The organism is Aquaticitalea lipolytica, assembly GCF_014641635.1.
GTDB classification, from domain to species: domain Bacteria; phylum Bacteroidota; class Bacteroidia; order Flavobacteriales; family Flavobacteriaceae; genus Aquaticitalea; species Aquaticitalea lipolytica.
In genome coordinates, this window is sequence record NZ_BMIC01000001.1 from 1290272 (window position 1) to 1306168 (window position 15897).

Here is a 15897-nt window from a genome sequence, read left to right on the forward strand (position 1 = left end):
AAAAAAGCCTCAACAAATAGTTGAGGCTTTTTTTATGCTTAAAGATTACTTATAAGCTATACTTTAAAGACACAATTAAATTTCGTCCTGCTGATGCAATACCAGAAGAATATGTTTTATAACGTTGGTCTGTGATGTTCTCTAAACTAGCAACAATTGTAGCATCATCAGTAATTTTATATTGAGTTCTTAAATTTAAAGTGTACCATGATGGTGAATATGGATTTCCATTATCATCTAAAGCATAGATATAATCTTTTTCTTGCTCAGATGGTGCAAGTTGATAAAATGATAATTCATCATTATAATTTGCAAAAGCATCTATTAAAAATTTTGAGTTTTGCCATACTAAATGCGTATTCCCAAAATTTGGTGCTGCATGTCTTGGTGGAGTTATTGCTCCAAAATCGTCTTCTTCTTCTCCTCCAATAATATTATACTGAGAGGTAAGTTTTAATTGTTTATTAAAATTAACTCTTACACCAACTTCAAAACCATAAATCCACGACTTAGATGCATTTTGTATAGCCTGTACATTACTTAACTCGCCATCATACATAACTTGTGATTGTCCATTTAATGTAAAATCTCTACGTACCAATGCATTATCTAAAAAGGTATAATAGGTTGCCATATCTATAATAAGCGCATTGTCGAAATTAAGTTTTAAACCCAGTTCGCCTCCATAAGCATACTCAGGATTTAAATTATTATTAGGAACAACAACAGAGCCAGGCTCTGAGTCAAATACTTTACCAATATCATCAATATTAGGCGCTCTAAAAGCAGATGAAGCATTTAGTTTCCACTCTATCATCTCACTAGGTATCCAGCTTATTCCTGCTGTTCCCGTAAAAGCTCCAGAGTTAATTTTGGCAGTATCAAAAGGCAAATTTAAATATTGGTTATTAGCTTCAAAATTGGCATTTGCTATTATATGATTATAACGTAATCCTGTTTGAAACGTAAACTTGGTATTTGGCTTATACTTTAAACTTGTATATGCTGCTATTGATTGCCAATCAGATCCGTTAGGATATCTAGAGACTGTTGGAGTAATTTCATTTGTAGAGATGTTTTCTTCATCTCCTGAAGATTTTACTTTATTAAATACATATTCTAGTCCATAAAAAAGTTCAGTTTTTGAACTTAGCTGTTTTTCTAAATCTAAATTTACAGATATGGCATCAACAGCTTCTTCACGAATGTTTCTTGTTGTTTTATTAAAGTCTCTATCCATTCGGCTTTCCTGAAAATTCTGAAAAGCAACAGTTGTTTGTATTTTATCGTATAAATTAGAGTTACTACTCAGTTTTGTCACTTGAGCATTTCCCATAAACCAACGTTGTGGACCATAATTCCATTCTGCAGAACGTAAATTGGCTCCTCTATATCTTATTAATCTGTCGTATCTAGAATAATCTGAAGTTGTACTATAGTATAATCCAAAATCAAAAAAGAGGTTGTCTGACGCTTCATATCGAGCCTTTTGTATTGCATTAACTTGATTATATCCTGTTGGGTTTTGTATTAATGGATTATCATTTGCAATCATTACATCTTGCCCATTAATTGTTTGTACGTATTCTGGTCTTAAATACTCATTAGGACCATGACTTCCCATGCGTAAATCGTCAAAATCGGTATAACTAACACTTGTAAGGAATGCCCACTTTTTAAGCCCAAAGTTTAAATCTATATGACCTGCTTTTTCCTTATTTGCAGTTGCATACCTAGTTACTGCATTTGCTTTAAAATATAAAGAATCTGAATACGATAATTGTGGTTTTTGTGTATAAAAACTCATAACACCACCAATAGCATCGCTACCGTAAACAACAGAACCAGCACCTAAAGTAACCTCTGTATTTTGAATTGCAAAAGGATCGATAGAAATGACATTTTGCAAATTTCCACCTCTAAAAATAGCGTTGTTCATACGAACGCCATCAACAGTAATAAGCAACCTATTGGTTGAAAATCCTCTAATCATTGGGCTTCCTCCTCCTAGTTGACTTTTTTGTACATAAATGTTTCCAGAGCTTTCCAATAAATCTGCACTTGTTTGAGGGTTAGAAAACTGAATGGATTTTGCGCTAATATTTATAATTTTTTGTGGTATGTCTCTTTTACTTTGCTCAAATTTTGAAGCAGATATTACCACTTCATTTAAATCTTCAATCTTTGATAGCAAATACACAATATTTTTATTACTTAAAATAACAGACTTTGTAAAGTGTGCTTTTTTATGAAACATATGTTGAAAATGAATATCCTCATCAGATGAAAATTTATCTATGTTAGCATGTCCATCAATATCTGTTGTTGCTGTTTTAGTTTTTTTAGTATTATAAATTAAAACTCCAGCCAAGGGTAAGTTAGTGTCTTGCTCTAAAACTAAAATATTTTGAGCGTGTAATGAAGTTGAAAAAAACAACCATATACCTAATAAAAAAGTATACTTCATAAAGGGTAACAAATAATGGGTTAATTAAATACTTGATTAAATATAACTAGGGACTTTGGTTTTTTAAAATCCCCCAAATGTAATTCAAAATAAAGCAATAGCATTGATAAAAATGATTGTCGCTGTTTCGAATTTAATTTGACAGTATTTAGTGCATCAAATTTTATGCCTAATAGTTGTTTTAAGATTGTTAAATTTTCACCAGAAATTGAGTAATAATCTCTCTTAATTGTTTCAAATTGTCCTGTGCTTAAGTGAAAATAATTTGCATCGATATTTGTGTCGTCTGGGTAAAACCCAAGGTGCTTAGTTAGATTAAGCAAAAACATTAGATGAAAATTTGAAAACTCTTGCTCATAGTCTAACCATTTAAATGCTGTTTCTAAATAACTATAGAGTAATGTGTTTTCTTCTTCTTCTTTTAAAACAGAAGATAATACCTCAGCTAAAAACATTACAATAGAGCTTTTTATAATATTAGTATGAAGACTTTTGTAAACAACATCTAATTTAACATCAGTGATGTATTGAAGTGATTGGTTAGCTTTATATCGTTCTTCTATTTGCAGTTGAGATAATAACTGATAATAAGCGACTTTTGAGTTTCCTCTATTAGACTTTAAAACTCCCCTTAGTAGATAGCTAACAACTCCTCTATTATAAGTGTAGCATTTTACAATTAAATCGTTATCTCGATATTTAATTTTTGAAAGAACAATGGCATTTGTTTTAACTAACATCTTAGCTTTGTTAATTTTATTATCTTATTATTAATAGCTTTAACACTTTAGTTTCAAATGAATCTAAATCAGAGATAAGGATTAAATACACTCCTGAAGCCACAATATTATTTCTTAGATTTTTACCATTCCAAATAGCAGTTCCTCCATCAATAGCAAAATTATAATTCGCTTGTGACGCTCTTGAATTGACTTTAGATTGGGCTTCGGCTACTAAATTTCCTTCAATGTCAGTAATTTTAATGTTTACGTTTTTGGTTAGCCCTTTAATCTTAACACCATTATTAATGTTGTTTAAATCATTAGCGCCAAGTATATTATATTCTGGTCTAACTGGGTTTGGATATACATATGCATCTTTTAGTTCGTCTTCAGGTTTTGAGCCTCCAGATAAAAATGAAACTAATCCTTTATTAGTAGCTATGTACACTCTACCATTTTGAGAATCAATAGAAATATCACTTATCGTATTTGAAGGTAAAGGCGAATTATCTTTAGTGAAATGATAAATTGTTTGTTGTCCATCAGGGGAAAAGTAAAAAATTCCAGAATCTAAAGTCCCTATCCATTTATTATTAGAGCCATCAACTTTTATGTCGGTTATAAATTGATTGGATAATAGTTCTTTTGGAATACCGTCATCCAAAATAACTATTTCACTAGCTTCAACACTAGGTTCATCAAAAAAATTGGATGTATTATACAAAACCCTTAACCCTTTTTCTGTACCAATCCATAATTGGTTCCTATTATCTATTGCTAAAGCTTTAACACTTTTAGACGGCATATTTTGTTCTTGGGTATACAATCTTTTGACTCTGCTACCGCTTTCATTATACCCAATAACTCCATTAAAAAAAGAACCTGTCCATTTAGTACCATTAGTATCAATTTCTAAATCAGAAAAGCCAAGTTCATCTCCAAAAGGGTTTGGAATAATTTCTTCAAAACTATAAGATTGCCATTGTCCTGAAGACGGATTGTAAGATTTTAATGGTCTTACAACAAAACACGTCATAGACCATAGCAATCCATTTCTGTCAAATTTTAATGGTCCAAGTCTTAAATCTGTATATGTTGTATTAGGAAATTGCGTTGATTCTAATCCGCTATTATTTTGATCATATAAATTTGTAGCTATATCATCATTAATCTCTAATAACCCATTAAAAAAAGCGCTTATATATGTTTGTGTTGGATTAAGCGGATTGATAGCTATATATGTGAGATTTCTTGCTGTTAACAAGCTATCGTAAGGTATGTTATTCCATTCGTCATCAACTAAATGACTTAAGCCATAAGTCCTTAAAGGATAAGGGTTATAAAATTGATCATATTCACCATAAGTTACCCATAAATTATTATCACCTGCTTCAATTTTAAACGCATTATTTCTTAAAGGTCCATCAGGCCTTATTACAATATAATCTAAAGGATTTGTAATTTCTGTTTTTAAAACTCCAAAATCACTAGTACCAATATAAATATGTTCATCTGAAATAGTTGCCGAACTAAATAGGGTATTATATTCCTGATTTCCTGAAGCAGTCGCTTGTAATAAAAAACTAGAATCATAAACAAAAACACTACTTTGAGTGGTTATAATCAAGCTACCATTTGCTTCTTTTACATCTAATGGCTGATTTGGGTAAGTAAACAAGCCAATAAATGTATCATTAATAATTTGATAAATTCCATTATCAGACTTAACAGCGTATAAATTACCTTCAACACTTTGTACTGCTAAAAAGTTACCGTTGTTTAATGTTTGCCATTGTTGGTAATCAATTAAATTTGGATTTGATAATAGCGCTTTCTTAACAGCATTATTACTGCCACATGCAGCGTAAATACTATTATTAAAAATAGTTGTTTGTTTTACTACTATTTGACTACCTCCTGCTCCAATAAAATAAGAGTCTCCAAATTCTAGTCTATCTAAATCATATACTGATATACCATAATCAGTTGAAATATAAACTAAACCATTATGCTCATTAAAATGATTAATTCTTTTAAATACTGGTGATATTGTTTCTTTATCACGTATATCAACTACTCTTAAAACCTCATTATCTGAACCAGAAATTATTTCTATTAATCCGTTTTCATATCCAATTAATAACGATTCATAAGTTTCGCTATACTCAATTGTTGTTATAGATTCTCCAGACAAACCATCAACAGTTGTTATAGTTTGCAACTCATTCGTAATTAAATCATAGCTAAAAACCACATTTTCTGAAGCTGCATAAATTTTATCATTTCCTTGTACTACATCTTTTATATTGTAATACGAAAAATGACCTTCCCATAAAGCAGAAAAATTTTGTGCTTTACTGGTTAAAGAAATTAACATTATTAAAAATATAGTAATCTTCTTTAGCATACGTTTTTATTATGTGTCAAATATATTTATAACAAACGAAAAAAATAATGTTATCATATATAACTTCAATAAAAAAGCTCTCATATAAATTTATGAGAGCTTTTATTTATTAATCAATAAGTGACTTTTATACTACGCCTTGTGCCAACATTGCATCAGCAACTTTTACAAAACCAGCAATATTTGCACCTTTTACATAATCTATATAACCATCTTTTTGTTTACCATAGGTAACACAAGATTGGTGAATATCATCCATAATTCTATTAAGTTTCTCATCAACTTCTTCTCTTGTCCAACTTAAACGTAAAGAGTTTTGACTCATCTCTAAACCAGATGTTGCAACTCCTCCTGCGTTTGATGCTTTACCTGGAGCAAACAATACTTTGGCTTTTTGAAAAGCAGTAACAGCTTCAGGTGTAGTAGGCATATTGGCGCCTTCTGCAACAGCAATTACTTTATTTTTGATTAAAGCATTAGCCTCTTTTTCATTTAATTCATTTTGAGTAGCACATGGTAATGCGATATCACAATTTACTGACCATGGACGCTCACCTTCATGGTAAGTTGTCGATTTGTATGTCTTAACATAATCGCTTATTCTACCACGTTTAACATTTTTAATGTCCATGATTTTTGCTAATTTTTTAGCATCAATTCCATCTTTATCATAAATGTATCCTGATGAATCAGACATTGTAACAACTTTTCCTCCTAATTCAGTAGCTTTTTCACAAGCATATTGAGCAACGTTACCAGAACCTGAAATAACTACAGTTTTTCCTTTAAAAGAATCACCTTTAGTTGCTAGCATATTTTTTGCAAAATACACACAACCATAACCAGTAGCTTCTGGACGAATTAATGAACCTCCATAAGTTATTCCTTTTCCAGTAAATACTCCTGTAAACTCATTACGTAATCTTTTGTACTGACCAAACATGTAACCTATTTCTCTTCCACCTACACCAATATCTCCTGCAGGAACATCTGTATTTGCACCAATATGACGGAATAATTCGTTCATAAATGATTGACAAAAACGCATCACTTCATTATCACTTTTACCTTTAGGGTCAAAATCAGATCCTCCTTTACCTCCACCCATAGGAAGAGTTGTTAACGAGTTTTTAAATGTTTGTTCGAATCCTAAAAACTTAAGTATACTAAGGTTTACTGATGGATGAAAACGTAAACCTCCTTTATATGGACCAATAGCAGAGTTAAATTCGATTCTAAACCCTCTGTTAACTTGAGTATTCCCTTTGTCGTCAATCCATGGCACTCTAAAAATAATAGTGCGCTCAGGCTCTACCATTCTTTCCAATAACATTTTACCTTTATACTTTGGGTTCTCTTCAATAAATGGTATTACTGTTTCAGCAACCTCATGTACAGCTTGTAAAAACTCTGGTTCATGCCCATTTGTTTTTTTAACAAGATCTAAAAAATCTTCAATTTTATTTTTCATTTATTTTGTTTATTAAGAATCTTTTAAACTTAATTTTGCGCAACAAAGATACATTATCTTTAAAAATTTAAAATCTTTTTTTTCATATTCTCAAAATAATGCTATTGAGATATTTTATTTAACAAATGTATAATTTTAAGTTTATAGACACGTTATATCTCTTTTATTTGTTTGTTGAATGAGTTTTTATATATTTGTTAATAACTTTGCCTCAAAAAAAGCACCTATATGACGCTTAATTTTAAACAGTTAGCCTATCTTTTTGTATTCGTTGCGAGTATAAATAGTGGCTTTTCTCAACTCGGCTTTTCTCATGAAATAGGCGTGATTACTGGTCCAGTAGCTTTTCAGTCTGATTTTGGAGTTCGAAACGACTTTGAGACCAATGCAGGCAATACAGGTATAGGTATAGGTATTATTCACTATATCAATTTCTCTTATAGAGCAGATTGTAATTGTTATTCAACAGATACTTACTTTAATGACCACTTTAAATTACGAAGTGAAATTTCGTGGAATAAAACCAAATTAGAACACTTTGGGAAATGGGTTGACCAATCTAGACAATCTATAGAGGCAGATCAATTAAGAGCCCATACTGGCGAAGCCAATAATTTTGATATTGGTATGCAATTAGAATACTTTCCTTTAAGTATTAGATCTTTTTCTGCTCAACAAGAATCATTTGCTCCATTTGTGAGTTTAGGTGCGCATTTTACTTCATATAACCCTAAAGTTTATACTACTTATGGTGACGGAAACATAAATAATCCTAATAACTTTTACTCATTTTGGGATCCAGGTTCTGTTGACCCATCAAGTGGTACAACTTGGTCTGTTGTAGGTAGTGTTGGTACACGATATAAGCTTACTATTTTATCAGATTTGATGGTAGACTTAAGATGGCAACACTTTTTTAACAACTGGGTTGATGGGTTAAATCATCAATTGCCTTCTAATAAATCTAACGATTGGTTAGTTTGGCTTAACTTCGGTTATATTTATTATTTAGATTAAACATATTTTACAAAACATAAAAAAAGACCTAATTTTTAAAGTTAGGTCTTTTTACTTTTATTATTGTTACATCTATCCAATAGCTTGCTTTAGGTCAGCAATTAAATCATCTTTATCCTCAATACCAACACTAAGTCTAATTAAAGAATCTACAACACCTATTTTTTCTCTTTCATTTTTTGGTATACTAGCATGAGTCATACTTGCAGGATGACCACATAATGATTCAACACCACCAAGAGACTCAGCTAAAGTAAAAATTTTAAGCCTTTCTACTATTTTTATAGCCTCTTCATAATTGTTCCCTTTTGTTGTAAATGATATCATTCCTCCAAAATCTTTCATTTGAGTTTTGGCAATATTATGGTTTGGATGACTTTTAAACCCTGGCCAATATACGTTTTCAATTTTTGGATGATTTACTAAATACTCTGCAACTACTTTACCATTTTCACAATGACGCTGCATTCTAATATGTAAAGTTTTAATTCCTCTTAACACTAAAAAACTATCCTGTGGTCCGCAAATAGCTCCACTAGCATTTTGTATAAAGTACAATCTGTCTGCTAAATCTTTGTCTTTAACAATTAATGCTCCCATAACCACATCACTATGTCCTCCAAGGTATTTTGTTGCAGAATGCATTACTATATCAGCTCCTAAGTCTAATGGTAATTGTAAATAAGGTGTTGCAAACGTATTATCGACTGCCAATAAAACATTATGTGCTTTTGCAATTTTTGATATCGCTTTAATATCAATAATATTCATCATTGGGTTTGTTGGCGTTTCAACCCAAATTAGCTTTGTGTTCTTATTTATATAGTTTTCAATGTTAGCTGCATTTTGCATTCCAACAAAGTGAAACTTAATTCCAAAATCCGCATATATTTTTGTAAATAACCTGTAAGACCCTCCATATAAATCATTAGTAGAAACAACTTCATCACCAGGCTTTAAAAGCTTAATAACAGCATCCATAGCAGCAAGACCTGAACCAAATGCCAAACCGTAATTACCATTTTCTATACTAGCAAAAGCATTTTCTAAAGCATTCCTTGTTGGATTGTGCGTTCTTGAATATTCATACCCTTTGTGTCCTCCAGGTGTTGATTGTGCATATGTTGATGTTTGGTAAATAGGAGGCATTACAGAGCCATAAGCTTTATCATGTTCTTGTCCTCCGTGAATAGTTTTTGTATTAAACTTCATATCTAGTTTATTTTAACACAAATTTATTCTTTTATTTCGTTGGTTTCAAAAGTATGTAATACCTTTATTGAATGTTTAACAAAACCTGTAAACTTTGAAAAAAATTAGTCTTCTACTATGTGTTAGTTTTATGATTTTTTCTTGTAAAAAAGATGTAAAATTAGATTTTGAAGAGCAAAATATAGAGCAAACCGCAAATGCTATAGTCGAAATAAATTACCCAAAAGCAAAAGGCACAAAAAATGTTGCTGAATCTATAAATTCAACTCTAGAAAATTTTATTGCTAATGAAATTAATATGAGTGAGGATGTGGTTAAAAGTGTAACTCTTAATGAGGCTATTAAAGGATTTGACAACGAGTTTAAAACATTTAAAAAAGATTTTGAAAATGTTACACAACAATGGAAAGCTTCAGTTAATGCTGAAGTTATTTATGAGTCTTCGAAAATAATATGCTTTAGTGTTAACACTTATTTAGATACTGGTGGAGCACATGGCAATAGTCATGTTACTTTTTTAAATTTTGATGCTCAAACTGGTAAGCTCTTAAAACAAAATGATTTAATTAAAACCCCAGAAGATTTTAAAAAGATTGCTGAAGAGTATTTCTTAAAAGAAGCTGAACCAATTAACAATGGTGATAATCTTGAAGATTATTTTTTTGGCGAAGGTTTTAAACTCCCAGAGAATATAGGCTTTAATGAAAATGGTATTATTTTATTATATAATGTTTATGAAATAGCGTCGTACGTACAAGGTGTAACCGAGTTTACAATTCCTTATGCTGAAGCTAATCCTTATTTAAAAATTGAACAATAATTCCTTATAATGAACAAAATTTACTATTTAAAAACTTGCAGCACTTGTGTTAGAATTATAAAGTCATTACAATTACCTTCAAATTTTGTGTTTCAGGATATTAAGGAAGAAGAAATAACTGTAAAGCAATTAGAAGAACTTTATAAACTTTCAGGAAGCTATGAGGCTTTGTTTAGTAAAAGAGCTAAGCTTTACAAGGAAATGGGCTTAAAGGACATGAATCTTACTGAAAAAGATTATAAGCACTACATTTTAGAACATTATACCTTTTTAAGCAGACCAGTAATTGTATTTAAAAATCAAATTTTTATTGGCAATAGTGCTAAAACAATAGAATTAGCAAAATTAGCCATACATGAATAGTAGAACGTTTGCAATTGTCGCGCTTTTTTTAGTTCAATTACTTTACGGACTTAACTATACCTTTGCAAAAACAGTAATCAACGAAAATTTTGTTCAGCCATTTGCTTTTGTTATTTTACGTGTTGGTGGTGCAGCAATTCTGTTTTGGTTGGTAAGCTTCTTTTTACCAAAAGAAAAAATAGATAAAAAAGATTTCTTAAAATTCTTTATTGCAGCCGTTTTTGGTGTTGCAATAAATATGCTTTTATTTTTAAAAGGTTTAGAACTAACAACTCCTATTAGCGCCTCTGTAATTGTTACTATAACACCTATAATTATTTTAATATTATCATCTTTCTTTTTAAATGAAAAAATAACAGGGCTTAAAGTTTTTGGCGTTATTTTAGGGTTTGGTGGCGGCGTTTTACTCACAATTTTAGGAGAATCAACACGAGTTGGAGACAATCTCCCTTTAGGCAATCTCTTTATTTTTATAAATGTAATTTCTTATAGCATCTATATTATTCTTATTAAAAAATTAACACAAAAATACCATCCGTTTACATTTATAAAATGGCTGTTTTTGTTTGGTTTCTTCTTAATTCTTCCTTTTGGTTATGGTGAGTTTAAGCAAATTGAATGGCATACTTTTACACCTTATGTTACATTCTCTGTTCTTTTTGTAGTGGTAGGAGCAACATTTGGTACTTACCTATTAAACCCTTTAGCTTTACGTAAATTAAAAGCGTCTACAGTTGGTATATTTATTTATCTTCAACCAGTAATTGCTGGGCTTTTTGCACTAATAATGGGAGCAGATGATATTGGCTACGTAAAAGTAATAGCGATGTGCCTTATCTTTTGTGGCGTATATTTAGTAACTAAAAGACCTAAAAACTCAGACTAAATTAATAGGTTTTTTGCCAAATTTTCTGGTGTCTTCTTTGGTTAAAATTTTAAAATCTTCAGACTTCGGAAACGTGTCCATTTCTTTTATAAAATCTTCAGGCAATTGTGTAAGTGCTCTTGATTTTAAATTAATCCATGCGCCTAAAATCTCACAATGTGCAAGATTTTCACCTTTATGATTATAAAAATTATGAATAATCTTAAAAAACATTCCATCTTCACTCAATCCAGAAACCTCTAGGCTAACAGTTATTGGTGTGCCTAAAAAGGCTTCTTTAAAATAGTAAATATGCTCATAAAAAATAACAGGGCTTATATAAAACTTTGCTAGGTTTGACAACGAAAAACCATGGTCTTCAAAAAATGCCACACGAGTGTGACTCATAAAATTCACATAAGCAGAATTAGCTAGATGCCTGTTAGCATCAACATCACTCCAACGTATTTCAAATTGTTTTTTATACATCATTTTTATTTTAAGGATACAAATCTAAAACTTTTAACAAGGTCTGCATAATAGATGTAAACTATTTTCAATGCTTAAAACTTTATGTTTTTGCTTACCTTTGTTCAACTTTTAAAATAAGTCCATGATACAATCTATGACAGGTTATGGAAAATCTGTAATACAGCTTCCAACAAAAAAAATATCAATAGAAATAAAATCTTTAAATAGTAAAAATTTAGATTTAAATACTAGAATGCCTTCTTTGTATAGAGAAAAGGAATTAGACATTCGAAAACTTATTGCTACAAAATTAGAAAGAGGTAAGATAGATTTTTCGTTGTACATGGAAATTACTGGAGAAGAAACTTCAACTCAAATTAATAAAACTGTTGTTAAGCAATACATCAAACAACTAAAAGAGGTAGTTGATGGTGACGAAACAGAAATGCTAAAAATGGCTATTCGTCTTCCAGATGCTGTAACTACAGAACGTGATGAAATTGATGAAAATGAATGGTCTCAAATAGCTAAAGAAATTGATAATAGTTTAGAGAAAATACATCAATATCGTTTAGACGAAGGTAAAAGTTTAGAATCTGAATTTTTTGATCGTGTAAAGAATATTTCTGATTTATTAGATCAGGTTATTGCTATGGATCCAGAACGTATTGAAGGTGTTAGAGAACGTCTTCACAAAGGTGTTGCTGAATTAAAAGAAAAAGTTGATGAGAATCGTTTTGAGCAAGAGTTAGTGTTTTATATCGAAAAATTTGATATTACTGAAGAAAAAGTGCGTCTTAAAAACCATTTAGACTACTTTCTAAAAGCATTAAAATCGGCTGATTCAAATGGAAAAAAATTAGGTTTTATAGGACAAGAAATGGGTAGAGAAATTAACACCATAGGCTCAAAATCTAATTATGCTCCTATGCAAAAACTAGTTGTACAGATGAAAGATGAGCTTGAAAAAATTAAAGAGCAACTTTTAAATGTTTTATAATGAGTGGAGGAAAATTAATTGTCTTTTCAGCACCTTCAGGTTCAGGTAAAACTACCATTGTAAGACACCTATTAAAACAAAAGGAATTAGATTTAGAATTCTCTATTTCTGCGACCTCTCGTGAAAGACGTGGAGAAGAGGTTGATGGAAAAGATTATTATTTTTTATCGTTTGAAGAGTTTAAGAAAAAAATTAAAAACGATGAATTTTTAGAATGGGAAGAGGTATATCGGGATAATTTTTATGGCACGCTTAAAACCGAAGTTGAGCGTATTTGGGCAAAAGGTAAGCATGTAATTTTCGATATTGATGTGTCTGGTGGATTGCGTATAAAACGCAAATTTCCAAAAGAGACATTAGCCATTTTTGTAAAACCACCTAGTATTGATGAGTTAAAAATTAGGCTTAAAAATCGAAAAACAGAAAGCAGCGACAAAATTAATATGCGAATTGCAAAAGCGTCAGCCGAACTTGCAACTGCGCCTTTATTTGATAAAATTGTAATAAATGATGATTTAGATATTGCTCTAGACGAAGCTTATAAACTAGTGTCTAATTTTTTAGAAGTTAAAAAATAAACAAATGAAAATCGGCTTGTATTTTGGTACTTTTAATCCAATTCATGTTGGGCATTTAACCATTGCAAATCATATGGCAGAATACAGTGACTTAGACCAAATATGGTTTGTAGTTACGCCTCAAAGCCCTTTTAAAGTTAAAAGCTCAATGCTAGATAATCATCAACGATTAGAAATGGTGTATAGAGCAACAAAAGATTACTTAAAGCTAAAACCTAGCGATATTGAATTTGGTTTGCCACAGCCTAATTACACCATAAACACACTTACCTATTTACAAGAAAAGCATCCTAACTATGAGTTTGCTTTAATTATGGGGGAAGATAATTTAAAGAGTTTTCATAAGTGGAAAAACTATGAGCTGATATTAGAAGGTTATAATATTTATGTATATCCACGATTATCTGAAGGAACAATAGAAACACAATTTGATAAGCATCCTAAAATTCATCATATTGATGCTCCAATAATGGAATTATCATCTACTTTTATAAGAAAATCTATCAAAAAAGGTAAAAATGTAAGGCCAATGCTTCCTGAACATGTTTGGGAATATGTTGATGAGATGAATTTTTATAAGTAAAATTAAAAATGATAAAAAGCATTTTCAATATGCTCAATATCAAACTGTTTTCCTGTTTTTACAATTGCAATAATATCAAATCGCACTTCAACATCTAACTTATTTACAGTTACATATTCATCAACCGCTTTTACTAGACGTTGAATTTGCTTTGGTTTTACAAAATCTTGAGGGTCTCCAAAATCTGTTGAAGACCTTGTTTTAACCTCAACTATGGCAAGAGTATCTTTTTGTTGAGCAATAATATCTACTTCAGCTTTATCAAACCTATAATTTTGAGCTACAATATCATATCCTTTTTCTAATAGAAAATTGACAGCTATTTGTTCGCCTTTCTTACCAAGTTCGTTGTGTTGAGCCATGTTTAGTAATCTTTCTTATTTAATTTGTAAAACCTATGGTCTAAAATATTACTATTATTCAACTAAAAAAAATTTACACGATATGTTAAAACGCATTATAATTAAAACACACTTTTGCTATTTTTGTCGCTAACAATTTACTGAACAGTATAATGAAAAATAGTGCGTTTATTTTAGTGCTTTTTATGCTTATTTTAAATTCTTCTTGTGGCACTAAAAAACAATTAATGACACTAAAACCCGAACCTAGTGAAGCCAGTCCTTTAGTTTATGAACACAGTCCGTCTTTTATAAATATTCCTATATCTGTAAAATTAAAAGACATTGAAAATCAAACTAATGCATTGCTAAAAGGGTTAATTTACGAAGACAATACAATTGAAGATGATGACATAGAGATAAAAATCTGGAAATTAGCGCCTATTACAATTAAAAATGATGAAAATTCTAAAGGAAATAAAATAAAGATAACATTACCACTAAAAGCAAAAATTAAATATAGAGTTGGAACATCAACTTTGGGCATGAATCTTTACAAAACAAACGAATTTAATCTTAACGGAGTAGTTACCTTAACTAGCGATTTAGGATTAACAAATTGGCAGCTAAAATCAAAAACAGACTTAAAATCTCTTGAGTGGGTTGAAAGCCCTTCAATGGTAGTTTTTGGAAAAAACGTACCTGTAACCTATCTTATAAATCCAGCAATAACAATATTTAAGTCAAAAATAGAAAAGAGTATTGATACATCGATTGAAGAGTCTATGGATTTTAAACCAAACGTTTTATCAGCAATCGAAAAGCTTACAGAGCCGTTTAAAATGAGTGACGATTATGAGAGCTGGCTACGAATTGTTCCTATAGAAATATATGCTACAGATGCCAAATTAGAAAAAGATAATGTATTGCTACAAATGGGCATGAAATGCCAAATGGAAACTATAATTGGACAGCAACCAAAATCTAAATTTGATGCAGGCAAAATTGTTTTGAAGCCAGTTATTAAAATGCCTAATCATGTAACATCAAACATAATAGCTATATCAACTTATGAGGATGCATCTAAAATAATGACCAAAAATTTTAACGGACAAGAATTTAGCTCTGGATCTAAAAAAATTGTTGTACAAAAAGTAAATATTTGGCATAAAAATGCAAGTATGGTAATTGCTTTAGATGTTGTAGGCTCGGTTAATGGAACTATTTATCTTTCAGGAATTCCAAAATACGACGAACAAAAAAGAGAAATATATTTTGAACAATTAGAATATGTTTTAGACACAAAAAACAAACTTATTAGTACAGCAAATTGGTTAGCTAAAGGGTTAATATTAAAAAGAATTCAGGAAAGTTGCAGATATTCTATTCAACCAAATATTGATGAAGGCAGACAAACCATATTAAGTTATCTTAATAATTATTCGCCAATGCCTGGTGTTTTTGTTAACGGAAAAATGGATGCTTTTGAATTTGAAAAAATACAGTTAACAAATAATGCCATTCTAGCATTTATGAAAATAAACGGACAAATAAGTGTTACTGTAAACGGATTGGAGTAA

The 15897-nt window shown here is 30.4% G+C and carries 15 protein-coding genes; 8 read left to right on the top strand and 7 right to left on the bottom strand.

From position 1 onward, the window contains the following. Positions 1–49: 49 nt before the first annotated feature. The 4 genes from IEW41_RS06010 to gdhA all read right to left on the bottom strand — a co-directional run bounded on the left by IEW41_RS06010 (position 50) and on the right by gdhA (position 7067). Positions 50–2467 (bottom strand): TonB-dependent receptor plug domain-containing protein, encoded by a 2418-nt coding sequence (locus IEW41_RS06010; protein WP_188605390.1) that lies wholly within the window; start codon positions 2465–2467, stop codon positions 50–52. Between the two features lie 20 nt (positions 2468–2487). Continuing rightward, complete coding sequence (gene recO, locus IEW41_RS06015; RefSeq protein WP_188605391.1) at positions 2488–3207, bottom strand: DNA repair protein RecO; 720 nt, start codon at positions 3205–3207, stop codon at positions 2488–2490. 19 nt (positions 3208–3226) lie between these two features. Next, positions 3227–5596, bottom strand: a complete 2370-nt coding sequence (porZ, locus tag IEW41_RS06020; protein ID WP_188605392.1) for a type IX secretion system anionic LPS delivery protein PorZ — start codon at positions 5594–5596, stop codon at positions 3227–3229. Positions 5597–5723: 127 nt separating this feature from the next. Next, positions 5724–7067, bottom strand: coding sequence for an NADP-specific glutamate dehydrogenase (gdhA, locus tag IEW41_RS06025; RefSeq protein ID WP_188605393.1), 1344 nt, complete (start codon positions 7065–7067; stop codon positions 5724–5726). Between the two features lie 228 nt (positions 7068–7295). Between gdhA and IEW41_RS06030 the strand changes: the two genes are divergently transcribed. Beyond that, on the top strand, positions 7296–8084 hold the full coding sequence (locus IEW41_RS06030; RefSeq protein ID WP_188605394.1) for a THC0290_0291 family protein: 789 nt from the start codon (positions 7296–7298) through the stop codon (positions 8082–8084). Between the two features lie 72 nt (positions 8085–8156). Here the strand turns inward: IEW41_RS06030 and IEW41_RS06035 are convergent, their stop codons facing one another. Continuing rightward, complete coding sequence (locus tag IEW41_RS06035) at positions 8157–9296, bottom strand: cystathionine gamma-synthase (RefSeq protein WP_188605395.1); 1140 nt, start codon at positions 9294–9296, stop codon at positions 8157–8159. Positions 9297–9390: 94 nt separating this feature from the next. Here IEW41_RS06035 and IEW41_RS06040 point away from each other — a divergent pair, with 94 nt between their 5' ends. Genes IEW41_RS06040 through IEW41_RS06050 form a run of 3 tightly spaced genes read left to right on the top strand, consistent with a single transcriptional unit; the run spans position 9391 to position 11365 of the window. Beyond that, positions 9391–10116 (top strand): DUF3298 and DUF4163 domain-containing protein, encoded by a 726-nt coding sequence (locus IEW41_RS06040; protein ID WP_188605396.1) that lies wholly within the window; start codon positions 9391–9393, stop codon positions 10114–10116. Between the two features lie 9 nt (positions 10117–10125). After that, positions 10126–10479, top strand: a complete 354-nt coding sequence (locus tag IEW41_RS06045) for an arsenate reductase family protein (RefSeq protein WP_188605397.1) — start codon at positions 10126–10128, stop codon at positions 10477–10479. Then, positions 10472–11365 carry a DMT family transporter gene (locus IEW41_RS06050; protein WP_188605398.1) on the top strand — a complete coding sequence of 298 codons (894 nt, stop codon included), beginning with the start codon at positions 10472–10474 and terminating at the stop codon, positions 11363–11365. The genes IEW41_RS06045 and IEW41_RS06050 overlap by 8 nt, the downstream gene beginning before the upstream one ends. On the opposite strand, the gene IEW41_RS06055 is transcribed toward IEW41_RS06050, so the two are convergent. Then, complete coding sequence (locus IEW41_RS06055) at positions 11357–11833, bottom strand: acyl-CoA thioesterase (protein ID WP_188605607.1); 477 nt, start codon at positions 11831–11833, stop codon at positions 11357–11359. The genes IEW41_RS06050 and IEW41_RS06055 overlap by 9 nt on opposite strands. Positions 11834–11957: 124 nt before the next feature. On the opposite strand from IEW41_RS06055, the gene IEW41_RS06060 reads away from it, so the two are divergent. From IEW41_RS06060 to nadD, 3 genes are read left to right on the top strand one after another with little or no spacing between them, the layout of a single operon-like run. Beyond that, on the top strand, positions 11958–12815 hold the full coding sequence (locus IEW41_RS06060; protein ID WP_188605399.1) for a YicC/YloC family endoribonuclease: 858 nt from the start codon (positions 11958–11960) through the stop codon (positions 12813–12815). Beyond that, positions 12815–13393 carry a guanylate kinase gene (gmk, locus tag IEW41_RS06065; RefSeq protein WP_188605400.1) on the top strand — a complete coding sequence of 193 codons (579 nt, stop codon included), beginning with the start codon at positions 12815–12817 and terminating at the stop codon, positions 13391–13393. The genes IEW41_RS06060 and gmk overlap by 1 nt, the downstream gene beginning before the upstream one ends. 4 nt (positions 13394–13397) lie before the next feature. Continuing rightward, positions 13398–13976, top strand: coding sequence for a nicotinate (nicotinamide) nucleotide adenylyltransferase (gene nadD / locus IEW41_RS06070; RefSeq protein ID WP_188605401.1), 579 nt, complete (start codon positions 13398–13400; stop codon positions 13974–13976). Positions 13977–13978: 2 nt separating this feature from the next. Here the strand turns inward: nadD and IEW41_RS06075 are convergent, their stop codons facing one another. Next, positions 13979–14338 (bottom strand): YraN family protein, encoded by a 360-nt coding sequence (locus tag IEW41_RS06075; RefSeq protein ID WP_188605402.1) that lies wholly within the window; start codon positions 14336–14338, stop codon positions 13979–13981. Positions 14339–14490: 152 nt separating this feature from the next. Here IEW41_RS06075 and IEW41_RS06080 point away from each other — a divergent pair, with 152 nt between their 5' ends. Beyond that, positions 14491–15897 (top strand): DUF4403 family protein, encoded by a 1407-nt coding sequence (locus IEW41_RS06080; protein WP_188605403.1) that lies wholly within the window; start codon positions 14491–14493, stop codon positions 15895–15897.